This is a genomic window from Clostridium oceanicum (assembly GCF_039521385.1).
GTDB lineage: Bacteria > Bacillota > Clostridia > Clostridiales > Clostridiaceae > Clostridium_F > Clostridium_F oceanicum.
Genome location: NZ_BAAACG010000006.1, coordinates 198,934 through 211,758, shown reverse-complemented (window position 1 = coordinate 211,758; position 12,825 = coordinate 198,934). Strand labels below are relative to the sequence as shown.

The 12,825-nt window shown below is 25.9% G+C and carries 11 protein-coding genes; 6 read left to right on the top strand and 5 right to left on the bottom strand.

Features of this window, described 5'->3' with window-relative positions:
• Nucleotides 1-164 precede the first annotated feature (164 nt).
• Together ABDZ71_RS04390 and ABDZ71_RS04385 are read left to right on the top strand one after the other, a co-directional pair.
• Nucleotides 165-419 carry an ImmA/IrrE family metallo-endopeptidase gene (locus ABDZ71_RS04390; protein ID WP_343759232.1) on the top strand — a complete coding sequence of 85 codons (255 nt, stop codon included), beginning with the start codon at nt 165-167 and terminating at the stop codon, nt 417-419.
• 55 nt (nt 420-474) lie between these two features.
• Nucleotides 475-1,080, top strand: coding sequence for an RsiV family protein (locus ABDZ71_RS04385; protein WP_343759230.1), 606 nt, complete (start codon nt 475-477; stop codon nt 1,078-1,080).
• Between the two features lie 161 nt (nt 1,081-1,241).
• Here the strand turns inward: ABDZ71_RS04385 and ABDZ71_RS04380 are convergent, their stop codons facing one another.
• Nucleotides 1,242-2,888: a putative ABC transporter permease subunit gene (locus tag ABDZ71_RS04380; RefSeq protein WP_343759228.1), complete on the bottom strand. Its 1,647-nt coding sequence runs from the start codon at nt 2,886-2,888 to the stop codon at nt 1,242-1,244.
• The gene (locus ABDZ71_RS04375; RefSeq protein ID WP_343759226.1) at nt 2,881-3,606 is read right to left on the bottom strand and encodes an ABC transporter ATP-binding protein; all 726 of its coding nucleotides are present in this window, start codon (nt 3,604-3,606) and stop codon (nt 2,881-2,883) included. The genes ABDZ71_RS04380 and ABDZ71_RS04375 overlap by 8 nt, the downstream gene beginning before the upstream one ends.
• A gap of 490 nt (nt 3,607-4,096) precedes the next feature.
• Between ABDZ71_RS04375 and ABDZ71_RS04370 the strand changes: the two genes are divergently transcribed.
• On the top strand, nt 4,097-4,795 hold the full coding sequence (locus ABDZ71_RS04370; RefSeq protein ID WP_343759224.1) for an ATP-binding cassette domain-containing protein: 699 nt from the start codon (nt 4,097-4,099) through the stop codon (nt 4,793-4,795).
• Nucleotides 4,785-5,999 carry a hypothetical protein gene (locus ABDZ71_RS04365; RefSeq protein WP_343759221.1) on the top strand — a complete coding sequence of 405 codons (1,215 nt, stop codon included), beginning with the start codon at nt 4,785-4,787 and terminating at the stop codon, nt 5,997-5,999. Before ABDZ71_RS04370 ends, ABDZ71_RS04365 begins: the two co-directional genes overlap by 11 nt.
• Nucleotides 6,000-6,158: 159 nt before the next feature.
• Here the strand turns inward: ABDZ71_RS04365 and ABDZ71_RS04360 are convergent, their stop codons facing one another.
• Nucleotides 6,159-7,481 carry a hypothetical protein gene (locus ABDZ71_RS04360; protein ID WP_343759219.1) on the bottom strand — a complete coding sequence of 441 codons (1,323 nt, stop codon included), beginning with the start codon at nt 7,479-7,481 and terminating at the stop codon, nt 6,159-6,161.
• A 516-nt stretch (nt 7,482-7,997) separates the two neighbouring features.
• Between ABDZ71_RS04360 and ABDZ71_RS04355 the strand changes: the two genes are divergently transcribed.
• A complete protein-coding gene (locus ABDZ71_RS04355; RefSeq protein ID WP_343759217.1) occupies nt 7,998-8,474 on the top strand; it encodes a hypothetical protein in 477 nt (158 codons plus the stop codon).
• A gap of 3 nt (nt 8,475-8,477) precedes the next feature.
• The gene (locus ABDZ71_RS04350; RefSeq protein WP_343759216.1) at nt 8,478-9,668 is read left to right on the top strand and encodes a DUF4097 family beta strand repeat-containing protein; all 1,191 of its coding nucleotides are present in this window, start codon (nt 8,478-8,480) and stop codon (nt 9,666-9,668) included.
• Between the two features lie 624 nt (nt 9,669-10,292).
• On the opposite strand, the gene ABDZ71_RS19905 is transcribed toward ABDZ71_RS04350, so the two are convergent.
• Nucleotides 10,293-11,633, bottom strand: a complete 1,341-nt coding sequence (locus ABDZ71_RS19905) for an NlpC/P60 family protein (RefSeq protein WP_425544691.1) — start codon at nt 11,631-11,633, stop codon at nt 10,293-10,295.
• Between the two features lie 210 nt (nt 11,634-11,843).
• A complete protein-coding gene (locus ABDZ71_RS04340) occupies nt 11,844-12,695 on the bottom strand; it encodes an NlpC/P60 family protein (protein ID WP_343759215.1) in 852 nt (283 codons plus the stop codon).
• Between the last annotated feature and the right edge of the window lie 130 nt (nt 12,696-12,825).

Genomic DNA, 12,825 nt, shown 5'->3' with positions numbered 1-12,825 from the left:
TTCACAATAACCCATTTAACTTAGCCAAACGCTCTCCCCAAATCAAACATCTTTCTTATTTCATCTATCCCTTTATTTTTATATTTGCTTAAAGTCCTCTCGCTAATTTGACATTTAAAAGCAGTTTTATTCCATGTGGATTTTTCTAAAAACAGTTCCTCAATATGTTCCAAGATAATTTATATACAACCTTTAAAACATCTACAAAAGAAATAGAAGCAAATTTCTTTGCAGCAGAACTTCTTATTAAAACTGATACTTTTTTAGATTTAGCATCAAAGAACTTTACATATAAACAAATAGCCTGTGCTCTTGAAGTAAGTACAGAACTTGTACTAATAAAAGCACAATTCTTAAAGAAAAATGGTTATAAAATTAAGGTACCCTTTGTACCAGAAGCTAATTTTTTAGGGAAGTAACATTTAATATTACTGAAGAATACTATATAGATAAAAGATTTAATGGAGGGTCATTATGGAGTTTCCTGTAAAGACAAACACCTTTAGGACTATAACACCTAGAATAAATTTTTATTATCCAATGGTATATTGTATGAATAATCTTTTATTGCAAAGAAAAATCAATTCACAAATTTATAATTTTACTAAAAAGTTTATATCGGATCTTAACTATGAAGATATTCCAACATATATTATGGGATCCTATGAAATTAAAAATAATCAAAGAGGTGTGTTAAGCTTTAATTTAAGTGGACTTGGAGATTTTAAAGGAGCTCATCCTATAAATTCCATAAAGTCTCTAAATTTTGACGTTGACACAGGAAAAGTATATGAATTTAAAGATTTATTTAAAAAGGACAGTGATTATATAAACATAATATCAAAAATAGGAAAAAGAGAACTAAAAAAGCAAAAGACAGTTCTTTATAAAGATGGATATAAAGGAGTAAAACCTGATCAAGATTATTTTATAGCAGACAAAAATTTGATGATTTATTTCCAACAATATGAAATAGGGCCAAGACAATCAGGATTTCCTTATTTTTCAGTTCCTGTTTATGAAATAGAGGACATAATAGACAAAGATAGCATTTTGGGAAAAATGATACCATTTCTATAAACATTTCATAACATTATAATCTTTTCAATTTATACACATACAAAACACTACTTTAAAGTCTTTTAAATAAAGCTCTAAAGTAGTGTTATTGTTATGCTTTATACTAAAATAAAATTAGTAAATTTATTATATTTTCAAAACTAAGATACTAGGAAATCTCCTTATTCTATTTCAGAATACCTTTTTTCTCCTGTTGTAAATATATGATTAAATATTCCTGTAATTGCTACTAATGAAATTATTATTATAGATATAACTGCTATAGTTGCACTTGGTCTAAACTTAATAGCTAAAAAGACTATTAATCCACCTAAAATTAAACATGTAAAGAAAATACTAATAGCATTTTTGTTTTGTTTTACAGCTTTTTGCTCATTATCCCAATTTAAAATAGGATTGTTAATTTCTTTTATCATACCAAGACCACTACTTATAATACTAGCTAATAAGCCTATTATAAATATTAGTATAGCAATCATTATTGGTATCTTTATTATAAAAACAAGTATTAGTAAAATTAGCAAAGTACTAATAGAATTCATAATAGTATCTGGAAGAATTTTAGCCAATATTTGTTTTCTATAACTTATAGGAATATACTTGTTTATAAACATATTTTGACCTTCTCTAGATATAGCAGTACTTGCTATCATAGTTCTAGATGATAAAAGTAATAAACCAGCAAAACTTATAGTTAAAACCAAACCTGTTATTTCTTTATTTGAAAAGATTGCACTTATAGTTTCCTTTGAAAAATATGAATCAAGCTTTGTATATATCCCTATTAGTAAAAATATCGGAAAAATTAAACCTGGTACAATACAGTTTAATAAAAAAGCTGGGGTTCTAAGTACAATTCTCATTTCTTTTAGCACATAAGTTTTAAACTTTGAACTTTTACTTACATTTTTTCCAATATAATAATCATCCAATTTTTCTCTTTTTGAAAATGATTCAGAGCTTCCAATTATACTATTCAAATAAAGTTTTTGCCCGATGATTATAAACAGTATTATAAATAATACACTGGCTAAAACAACTAAAAATAAACTTAAAATAGCTTCATTAATTGAATTTCCTACTAAAGAACGAGTTCCCCATTTAGCTATAGGAAGTACAGAGTTCATAGTTTTAACTAAAGAATTATTTCCAAGAGCAATTAGTTCTAATGTTTTTCCTTGACTTGATTCATTACTTCTTAATAAGTTGATACCCAAAAATATTACAATAGAGAATATTCCGCCAACAACCCTAAGTGTATCTTTATGCTTTCCTAAATTAGTAAATCTCATTACTACCATGCTAAATAACGAAGATAAAACTAATGGTATTATAGGTAATATCAAAAACAAAAAGATTGCTGTAATCCAGTAAACTATTCCTGAAGAACTTTTATATCCATACACCCCTAAAGAAGGCACTAAAAAAAGTAACGCCATTAAGTATTGATATATCAATACTGTAATGAATTTTGCACCCACTATTTCATAGGATTTAAAAGGTAAAGGTAATAACACGTCTATATCCTTTGTAAAATAAAACGTTGTTAAAATATAAGGGATACTAAAAATAAATATTACAACTATTGTTATAGAAAATCCTGCATTAATTATAACATCTTGCTGATTAGTATTAGCAAAAACATCATACATTTTAGAAATAGAATTAACTACAGGTATCATAAAAAGTATACCTAATAAAGGTAAAACTAATTTTGATATGGAATAAGCTCTATTATTTTTTTTCTTTGATTTTTCTCCACTACTATTTTTCAATAAAATTTTTGTTAACATATATAGCTTATTCATCTTTAGTCATCTCCAAGAATATATTTTCCAATGAGTCATTGTTTTTTATATTGTTTTTTAGTTCATCTAAGCTTCCACAAAACATAAGTTTTCCTTTATTAATTATTCCAACTCTATCACAAACTTTTTCTGCTACTTCTAAAACGTGGGTGGAGAAAAAAACAGTATTGCCAGCATCTGCATGTTCTCTCATCATTTCTTTTAATATATATGCTGACTTAGGATCTAATCCTGTTAAAGGTTCATCTAAAATCCATATAGATGGATTATGTATAAGCACTCCCATAATAACTATTTTTTGTCTCATTCCATGGGAATAACTTTGAATTTTATCACCAAGTGCATGTTCCATACTAAATCTAGTACTCAATTTTTTAATTCTATCTTTTCTTAAATCTATTGGAACGTCGTATATATCAGCCATAAAATTCAAATATTCAATTCCTTTTAGTTTTAAAAACATATCTGGACTATCAGGAACAAATCCAAATTGCTTTTTAGCCTTTAAAGGTTCCTTTTTTATATCTATTCCATCTAGAAGTATAGAACCACTGTCTTGATCTGATATACCTGTTATCATTTTTATAGTAGTTGTCTTTCCCGCTCCATTATGTCCTAAAAATCCAAATATTTCTCCGTCTCTTACTCGTAAATTCAAATTATCTACTGCATTAACTTTTCCATTATAACTTTTCGTAACATTTGAAATTTCTATCATATTCTCATCCTTTGCTTATAATAATTTAAATCTAAATTTTAAATAACATTTCCGTTTTTTATTATTTAGTGTATATACATTAATTTTTTGTAACTTTATTATAACAAAGCTAATAAAATAAAAAAATTAAGATAGACTTAATTTTCATGAAAAAAAATTAAATTTGTCTTAATTTTAAATCTAATTCCCCTAAAATAAATAATCTAAGAATTGTTTAGTTATTTAAAACTAAGCAGTCCTTAGATTAAATTATTTTTTGTTTTAAATAATAACAACTCATTGGTTTTCTCCCTTATTATAGAATATTGTATAAAATATGTAATAATGATATTATTTTACTATACACTTAGTATACATACAAATTAATAATGCAGTTATTTAATTGAATAAAAAATGTGAAATTCCAATTATGTTATACTCTATTCTTTTAAAATAAAACTTTAGTGATTATATTTTTTATTTTATTAAAATTAAACAAAGGAGCTCTAAAATGATTTCTATAGATAATATTTATATGGATTATGATAATAATGAAATATTATCAAATATATCCTATAAATTTGATAATAATAAAATTTACGGTTTAATTGGCAAAAATGGTGTAGGTAAAACAACTTTATTAAAAACAATCTGTCGTTTAATAAGAAGTAATAAAGGTAATCTTTTTTTAGATGACAAGTGTATAAATAGCAAAGATTTTTTAAGCTTACCAATAACATACATAGGAGATTCATCAGTATATTATTCAGACCTTACATTAAAAGAACACCTTTTACTAATGTGTAATATAAAAAATTTTTCTAAAAGAGAAAGTATAAATAAAATTAAATCTTTATTAGATACTTTAAAATTAGAAAAATATCAATATTCATTTCCTGATACTTTATCTAAAGGAACTCTACAAAGAATGAGTATTGCTATCGGGATAATTAGAAATGAACCTAATATATTGATGGATGAACCTTTCAACGGATTAGATCCTGTTCAAGTTGAATCAGTAGAAAATTTAATAATGTCAGAAAGAGAAAAAGACAAAACAATTATTGTATCTAGCCATGATATTGAAAGTTTAAATAAAATTTGTGATGTATATCTTATTTTAAAAAATGGTAAGTTACTAGACTATGTGCCTAGAGATTTAACTAAAAAAAATATTACAACAATGATAAGGGATAGCTATGAAAATTAATATTATTAAGTTTACATTATTAAATTTAAAAAGAAAGATGTTAAAAATAATAAAGAAAAACAAATTAAAAACTCTAGCTTTTTTAATAATAGTAGTTTTTCTAATTGTAACTTTTAAAGAAATGATATCTACACTTAAACCTGAATATATAAAATATGTTCCAGTTATAATTTTTATATATTGTATAGCAAAACTTATGCAAGATGCACCAACTATGAATATACGACCTGAATTAATAGAATTAAAAGTTTTAACAGTTAATGATTTAAAATTATTTATAATACTAAAATCCACTTTTTTGTCTATTTTAATTATAGGTGTTATTTTACTGAATAATCTTCAAATCTATGGATTTAGAAAGATTATTATAGTAGCATCTTTAATTAATATAATCTCTAACTTAGTTTGTTTTTTTATACATCAGGTAAAACGCCCTGATTTTTTAAGAGTAGTTATAATATTAATACTAACAGCAATATATTATTATGATTCCATTATAATGAGTACAGCTTTAACAATAGCTTTAATTATTTATATGGTTAAAATTGATTATATAAAATATGACAATATACTTCCTTATTATAAATCTATTACTAACCTATCTGATGGTTTTTTTTATGGAAACATGGACTCAATGTCCCAAGATAAAGTTACCTTTAACAAAAAAAACAACTCATCACTACATTTGATGGAAAAACAATACTCTACTAATTATAAATTTTATTTTTATAAAGAAATTTCTAGAATTATATGTAATAAAAAGTTACTAATAAACTCCTGCTTAGTATGCTTTATTATTTCATTATTAGTATATCTATATGCTGATAAATTGATAGTTAAATTCATTGCTATTGAAATAGTTCTAGTAATTGGAGATAACTTATTATCTGTTTTAAATAAATCTGAAGCCAATATTAAAAATAATGGATTCTATTTACCCTACTCTATTAGTGATTTAATAATGCAAAAATTTATTCCTCAGTTATTAATAACATTAATATGTGTTTTTAGCGGATTTCTTTTAGTTAAATATATAAATATATATCTTTTAATAATATGTATATTGTTATCACCTTTAAGAAATATATTATATAATTTTTCTAATAATTCATTCACTAAATTTTTATCTTACATACTTTCTTTTTTAATATCTTTTATTTCTTTTTTAGGTGTGTATGGATTTAACTTCATAAACTTCTATTGATCCTAATAACAATGCTATACATAACCTAAAATAAAATGGATAGCCTTTCACAGACCATCCATTTTTAATAAACTATCAACATTTTATATCTTGTTTAACCACATATATATAAATTATTATCTTACTATTTATGAAGCTATTATTATCTTTCTTCTCCCTTTACCAAAATACTATGACTTTTTCTATAAAATCAAAACACATATTTGTGAATTCAAAACTATCTAGTATACTGCCATCTTTTACATTATATACTTTTAAGTAACGGGTAAATTTATCATCTTTTAAAATAATATTTCCTGAAACAAGTATTTTTTCATCTACATAAAAAGCTTCTCCATCACTTTCTAGTATCTTATAATTGTCTCTAATACTATATACATCAAAGAAGCTATCTTCTTTTTTAATAAAACCATAAAATTTATTGTTATGCATTTCTATATAATCATACTTTTCTTCTACTTCTATAGTCTTTATTTCTTTTGATTTAAAATCATAGCTTTTTAGATACTTTAAACTGCTTTTAAAATCCCTTAATAAGTAATATATTTTATCATTATCCATACTAATTAATCTTACAGACTTATCAAATTTACATTTCTCAATAATTCTATCTCTATTTAGATTTACTTTGTTTTTTACTTTATTTATAAATTCATCTTTTTCACATATAATCAAATCTTCTTCGTTGTCATAGATCTCTTTTTTATCTATAAACTCCGTAACACTTTTATCCATTATCTCCTTAAACTTCTTAGGTTCTATTGTACTGCATTCATCTGTTATATCCTTAAACTTTTTAGGTTCTAATGTAATACTTTTATCTATTATATTGTTAACCTTTCTACTCTGTACTAAATCATTTTTATACTCATCATAAAACTCTTTTTTCTCAAAATCTCCAATTCTTCCTGTTTTAAAAGCTATGTATTCTCCACTATAATCTACTAATATACTATCTATTTTTAAAACTTCTTCCTTTTGCCCTATAATATTTTTAAATGAATAACTCTTTTTTAAAATTGAATCAATAAGAAATGCATCTTTAAAAAAGCTTTCTCCATTCACCTCATAGTCTGGAATCAAAAGGATAGCATACCTATAATCAATTCCAGTTAATATACCACCAAATCTTAAATCTATTTTATCTTTACAATTTCCTATCTCTATTTTAGTAATAAAATCATCCTTAAATTCATCACAATCAAATTTATATATCTTTATATAATTCTTTTTTTCATTTAAATCAAATAAATCCTTTCCATAATAAAGCACTTTATTTAGAGTTACATTAGATATCAAATCCGCTTCTTTTTTAAGTTTAAATTCCTCTACACTCTTTAATATATAATTAAACTTTATAATTTTAGTATAATGATTTTTGTGAGTAGATTCTTCCCCAAAGACAAAAGTATCCTTTGAAGTCATTCCTAATTTATTTAAACTACCTTTTAATAATTTTTTAGCATCTATCATTTGAATCATAAATATTCATCCTTTTTTAAATTTATTCTTTACCCTCTATTTATTTTCAATTTATAATACATTACCTTTTATGTAGTAAAATTAAAAAGTTGATACATTAAAATAAAAAACTTCAAATCATGAAATACAGCTATTTTCAAGAATTTCACATCAAACAACAAAAAAACTCCAGAGATTACTCTCTAGAGGATTGGAATTTATGAGTGTATACTTTAGTGAAGTGAAATGTTTTTTAGCAATATATACTTATATATGTTAATAATACCATGAATTTTCATGCATTTTCAATGGATATTTACTGTAAAAAATATTAATATATAATGAACTCCTTAAATATGAAAACATTTACCTTTTCGTAAGAAATACTTATTACTATTTTAAGGTAATGTTAATATTTTCTTCTACTTTTAATTAAGAAGTGTGTCCTATACTAAATATATAAGGCAGATTAAAGTAAATAAAATTTATTATTTATTTTTTCATGCTTAACAAAAATTAAATTAGGGAGTGTTTTTTATGGAAAACAAAAAATTTTGGGCTTATGCATTTTCATTATTACCTGGTGCTGGTCATTTATATATTGGAGTGCAAAAGAAAGGCCTCCAGCTTATGTCATGCTTTTTAGGTGCCGCTTTTTTAGGTGAGTTAACTAATCTTCATATATTTAATTTTCTAATGCCTATAATCTGGTTTTACAGCATATTTGATGTTAGAAAAATTTTATATCTTGGTACACCAATTGATGATTCCTTAAGTTTTGATTTTAACTTTAATGGTAAATTACCTAAAATAATAGCTTATGGATTTATAATTATAGGAGTATGGTCCTTACTACACAATATGGTTTTCCCTATTCTTAACATAAATATAGATTATCATATAGAAAATTATGTTAAAACAGCTATTGGATCTTTTATATTAATATTCTTTGGACTTAAACTTTTAAGCGGAAACAAAAGATTATTACTTCCCCATAAAAAAGGAGGCCAATAAACAATGCGTCAATGGAAAGTTGGATCTATAACTTTAGGATTTACACTGATTTTTTTAGGAATCATATTTTTAATAGGAACTTTCGTTGATTTAAGTTTAGTAGGCCGTGTTATAAAATTTTGGCCTTTCATCTTTATATTTTTAGGCGTAGAAATTTTGCTATGTCAATTTTTCTCTAATAAGGCCCATGAAAAATTTAGAATAACCGGATCTAGCATATTTATGTTTATTATTCTAATCTTTATATGTGGTGGATTGTTTATAACAAGTAATGTACTGACTTTTGATAAAGATCACATTCGATTTAATAATTTAAGAAAAATTAATTATAAACTTACGGAAAATTTCAATAAAACTTATAAGGTTCAACGTAAAAATGCTGATACTGTCAATATAAAATCTAATATTGGAAATATATATATAGATAAATCCCAAACAGATACTATAGAAATTAGAGCTAAAGGAACAATTTATGGTAATAACAAGAAAGCTATGGCTAGTGCTATTGATTCTTTAGTAAATATAGATGAAGGCAGTACTATAAATATAACTACTGATGAAATGTATCAAGAAAATAATGGCCCCATTAATACTGATTTATATCTTTATGTTAAAATTCCTGAAAAAATGTATGCTAAAATATCTAATAACTATGGCAATATAGATGTGTCTAATCTAACTAAAGGAGCAAAAGTTTCTAGTGATAACGGTAATATCTCTATAAAAAATATAACTGGAGATTTAGATTTAAAAAACTCTTACGGAGCAACTACTGTTAATAGTATAAAAGGAAATGTAGATACTACTTCTGAAAACGGAAATGTTACCATTAACGATATTTCTGGTTATCTTAACGCTTCAAATAGCTATGGAGATATTAAACTAAAAAATGTATTAGGTAAAATAGATGTCTCTGCAACTAACGGTAAAATATCTTTAACTAGTTCTAACCCCTTAACTAAAGGTTTAAATCTAAAATCTGAGTATGGTGCTATAGATGTCAATTTACCTAAAAAACAAGCTGGTAATTTTGATTTAAAAACTGAATACGGAAAAATATCTAATGATTTTGGTTTATCCGTACAAAAAGATGAAGACAGTAACAAACAAAGTTCTAATAAAAAAATAGGAAATAGTGATATTCCAATTAAAATATCCAGCGACAATGGTGATATTGATTTAAGAGCAAACTAAAGTAAAAAAACTTTATTAGATTTAAATAAGTTAGATTGTATTACTTAATAAACAACCTTAAGCTTAGCTTATGCTTTTCTAAAACAGACAATAAAAAGCGTAGCAGATTAATTTCCAGCTTAATCTGCTACGCTTTTTTTAAATAAATACTTCTTGTAAAATATATTATGTATCCGGTTATAAAATAATCACATTATGGACAGCTACACAAACAGTTTCAGCAAATATAATTAAAATTTCATGTCCACTATTTACAATTAACCCCTTTTTATTCAAGGTAAAAAATCTAATTTTACAGGATTTAATCTGTTGAAACTAAAATTACTCAGCACACTTTAAAACTTTGTAGCGGAAATAAATCAAAAGCTGCTCATATTTTAGCAATTTCATGAATGACCCTTTATAGAAAAATAAATAGGATTCTTAAATTAGAAATTAAAAATCCTACTCCAAAACTTAAAATCCTTAAAACAAATGAAAGATATATAGTAAACGTAAAACTCAACTTAATTTTTTATAATAAAAAACCTTAAGAATTTAAAATTCATTCCATAAAATAAAGTTTTTAAGTTCTCAAGGTTTTAAATCACTTATTTAGTTTTTAGTTATATTAATTTAACACAATTAAACTGGTTGTAAAGCATTTTTTCTAACCCATTGTGCATTTCTTCCTCTTGCTATTAAATACCAATCTCCATATTCTGCATATATATCTACTACAGTTCCTCTTGTCAAAGTTCTAGAACTCCATGCTGTATCACTTGGATATATTCTTGCTGTTATTGAAGATGATATAACTTTATAACGAGTTGTTGTTATTGGTTTTTCATTTCCTGTATCTGCTGTTGGCACTACTGGTGCTAAATATGTACCTCTTATCCACTGTGCTTTTCTTCCTCTTCCTATTAAACACCATCCATTATGTTCTGCATATACATCTACTCTATCTCCATGGCTTAATGTTCTAGATGCTGTAGCTGTATCACTTGGATATATTCTTGCTATCTGTGAATCTGGAGTTATCATCATTAATCCAGTTTTAATTGGTTTTTCTCTTCCTGTATCTGCTGTTGGTACTACTGGTGCTAAATATGTACCTCTTATCCACTGTGCTTTTCTTCCTCTTCCTATTAAACACCATCCATTATGTTCTGCATATACATCTACTCTATCTCCATGACTTAAAGTTCTAGACGCTGTAGCTGTATCACTTGGATATATTCTTGCTATCTGTGAATCTGGAGTTATCATCATTAATCCAGTTTTAATTGGTTTTTCTCTTCCTGTATCTGCTGTTGGTACTTTACTTGCTAAATATGTTGATCTTATCCATTGCTGTTGTCTTCCTCTTGCTATTAATGACCATCCCTTATACTCTGCATATACATCTATTACATCTCCATGTCTTAATGTTCTAACAACTGAAGCTGAATCAGTTGGAGCACTTCTTACTGCTTGAGAATCAGGAGTTATTATCATTTGACTATACTTTATTGGTCTAGCATTATCTGAAACCTTAGGATATTGTTGAATTCCACTTATTCTTCTTCCTGCATAAAATGAATATATTGGAACTATTTTTACAACCTGACCAGGCTGAGGTGCATGGATTATTTGCCCATTTCCTATATATATACATACATGGTGTGCTCCAGGTCTTGGAAACACTAAATCGCCTGGTTGTAACTGGCTTCTTGATACCGGTGTACCTACATTAACTTGATTTTCTGATACTCGTGGAAGCGATATTCCAAAATGATTATATACATATTGTACAAAACCAGAACAATCAAAACCTGATGGTGATGTTCCCCCCCATACATATGGTACTCCTAAAAATCTTTTTGCATAACTTACTATATCTTGTCCACTTGCAGCCTTTACTTTTACATTTGTAAATGTTAATCCTGTTGAAACAAAAACTGCTACTAATAATATTGTTAGTACTTTTTTTAATTTCTTCATACTTTTCCCCCTATTTTAAATTGTATATGAATATGAGATAAATTATGTATTATTTCTTCAATATTGTCAATAATTTCTACAATGATGTATATTATTCTACAAATTATTACAAAAATATACAAGTACTAATTTACTATTTATCTAAAAAAAGTATATAAATAAAAAGTAGATATAAAAATTTATACCTACCTTAACATATATTGCTTTTTATTAGTCTGCTAATATTGCATCCCAATCTTTACTTCTTATGATTCCATCTGCTCCAGATGAACTCCATATTTTTGCTCTTATTTGCCATTGACGTACCTCTTCTTTAGTTTTAGTACTATATAAACCATCTTTAGGACTGCTTCCAATCCACCATTGAACAAATCTTATAGCATAAGCACGCTTGTCATTAACGCTTAATCTTGGCTTATGTACAATTTGATTTAACGCATTTACTACTGAACTATCTAAAGTAGTATTAACTGGTAACCCTACAATTCCTCTAAACTTCCATATAGCTTCTTTTGTTTTTTGATCTATTACTCCTGTTGCTACTCCAGAATAGCATCTACAATGTCTTAAATCTCTTTGAACTGAACCAATAAAGTCTTTTGTATATCCTCCTGATGAAGGAGATGAAGTTATTCCACTTATTCTTCTTCCTGCATAAAATGCATATACTGAACTTATTTTTACAACATCACCAGTATGAGGTGAATGAATCATTTGACCATTACCTACATATATACCTACATGCCCTGTACTTGGAAATACTAAATCGCCTGGTTGTAACTGGCTTCTTGATACTGGTGTACCTACATTAATTTGAGCTTGTGTTGTTCTTGGAAGTGATATTCCTGCACAATTTTTATACACATATTGTACAAATCCAGAACAATCAAAACCTGATGGTGATGTTCCTCCCCATACATATGGAGTTCCTAAAAATTTTCTTGCATAACTTACTATATTTTGTCCACTTGCAGCTTTAACTTTTACATTTGTGAATGCTAATCCTGTTGAAACAAAAACTGCTATCAACATCATAGTCATTATTGTTTTAAGTTTTTTCATGTTTCTCCCCCCGTTGTTGAAATAAAATTTTACTGCCAACACCATTATGGTTTATTTTATAATTTTTGTCAATATTTTCTATAATATATATAATTATACATATGGAATAAACTAAAAACAATAGACTTTC

What these genes read in the sequence shown, in the direction of transcription:
- ABDZ71_RS04390 (WP_343759232.1), top strand. Translation starts at nt 165, where the DNA reads ATGTTCCAAGATAATTTATATACAACCTTTAAAACATCTACAAAAGAA.
- ABDZ71_RS04385 (WP_343759230.1), top strand. Translation starts at nt 475, where the DNA reads ATGGAGTTTCCTGTAAAGACAAACACCTTTAGGACTATAACACCTAGA.
- ABDZ71_RS04380 (WP_343759228.1), bottom strand. Translation starts at nt 2,888, where the DNA reads ATGAATAAGCTATATATGTTAACAAAAATTTTATTGAAAAATAGTAGT.
- ABDZ71_RS04375 (WP_343759226.1), bottom strand. Translation starts at nt 3,606, where the DNA reads ATGATAGAAATTTCAAATGTTACGAAAAGTTATAATGGAAAAGTTAAT.
- ABDZ71_RS04370 (WP_343759224.1), top strand. Translation starts at nt 4,097, where the DNA reads ATGATTTCTATAGATAATATTTATATGGATTATGATAATAATGAAATA.
- ABDZ71_RS04365 (WP_343759221.1), top strand. Translation starts at nt 4,785, where the DNA reads ATGAAAATTAATATTATTAAGTTTACATTATTAAATTTAAAAAGAAAG.
- ABDZ71_RS04360 (WP_343759219.1), bottom strand. Translation starts at nt 7,481, where the DNA reads ATGATTCAAATGATAGATGCTAAAAAATTATTAAAAGGTAGTTTAAAT.
- ABDZ71_RS04355 (WP_343759217.1), top strand. Translation starts at nt 7,998, where the DNA reads ATGGAAAACAAAAAATTTTGGGCTTATGCATTTTCATTATTACCTGGT.
- ABDZ71_RS04350 (WP_343759216.1), top strand. Translation starts at nt 8,478, where the DNA reads ATGCGTCAATGGAAAGTTGGATCTATAACTTTAGGATTTACACTGATT.
- ABDZ71_RS19905 (WP_425544691.1), bottom strand. Translation starts at nt 11,633, where the DNA reads ATGAAGAAATTAAAAAAAGTACTAACAATATTATTAGTAGCAGTTTTT.
- ABDZ71_RS04340 (WP_343759215.1), bottom strand. Translation starts at nt 12,695, where the DNA reads ATGAAAAAACTTAAAACAATAATGACTATGATGTTGATAGCAGTTTTT.